At 65.9% G+C, this 1,170-nt stretch carries 1 protein-coding gene and 1 pseudogene; both read left to right on the plus strand.

What is annotated here, in order from left to right:
• Positions 1-745, plus strand: a 745-nt coding sequence (yidC, locus tag ACWGPE_RS19040) for a membrane protein insertase YidC (protein ID WP_452049321.1), incomplete at its 5' end; no start/stop codon positions are given.
• Positions 746-784: 39 nt separating this feature from the next.
• A pseudogene (locus ACWGPE_RS19045) lies at positions 785-1,170 on the plus strand (hypothetical protein); the annotation flags it as partial.

Here is a 1,170-nt window from a genome sequence, read left to right on the forward strand (position 1 = left end):
GGTGCCGGTGTTCCTGGGCCTGTACCACGTGCTGATGTCCTTCAACCGGACGCAGACCGGCATCGGCCGGCTGGGGTTGTCGGTGGAGGAGAACCGCAGCCTGGCCAACTATGTCTTCAGTGCGACCGACGTCAGCCACTTCCTCGACGCGAACCTGTTCGGCGCACCGCTCGGCGCGACGATGGTGCAGCAGCACGGGCTCGAGGCATTCACCGAATTCAACCGGCTCTCCGTGGTCCTGGTCGGTGTGCCGATCATGATCCTGGCCGGCATCGCCACGCACTTCAACAGCCGCGCCTCGGTGGCCCGCCAGAGTGTGGAGGCCGCCGCCAACCCGCAGACCGCGATGATGAACAAGCTCGCGCTCTACGTCTTCCCCCTCGGTGTGGTGGTCGGTGGACCGTTCCTGCCGCTGGCCGTGATCATCTACTGGCTGTCCAACAACATCTGGACCTACGGTCAGCAGCACTACGTGTTCGGGATGATCGAGAAGGAAGAAGAGGCCAAGAAGGCCGAGACGCTGGAGCGCCGCTCTGCGAATGCACCCGCCCCTGGCGCCAAGCCCAACAAGGCCCGTAAGACCGACTCTGCGAGCGCGGCGGTGACCGGTGATGTGGCGGGCGCCGAGGCAGACGCGAAGGCGACGCAGAGCGAGGATCAGAGCGACAAGGCAGGTGGATCGGCAGGGCCGAGTGTGAGCCGCACGCCCAAGCCCGGTGCACGCCCCAAGAAGCGGAAACGGTGACCAGTTCTCACACTGGCTACAAGTAGGGAGAAGACGGATATGACGGACGCACAGACGACCGAGACCGAGCCCGGCGCAGAGCTGGAGGAGGACACCCAGTCCGCGCCGAAGAGCGAGGACGACCTGGAGGAGCGACTGGTCGCGGAAGGCGAGATCGCCGGCGACTACCTCGAGGAGCTGCTCGACCTGCTGGACTTCGACGGCGACATCGATCTCGATGTCGAGGGGGACCGGGCGGTCGTGAGCATCGACGGCGGTGGCGATCTGAGCAAGCTGGTCGGTCGTAAGGGAGAGGTGCTCGATGCTCTCCAGGAACTGACCCGGCTGGCCGTGCATCAGAAGACCGGCGAGCGCAGCCGGCTGATGCTGGACATCGCGCGGTGGCGTCGCCGTCGCCGCGATGAGCTCGCGGCGTTGGGTGACAA

The organism is Agromyces sp. NPDC055658 (genome assembly GCF_053618155.1).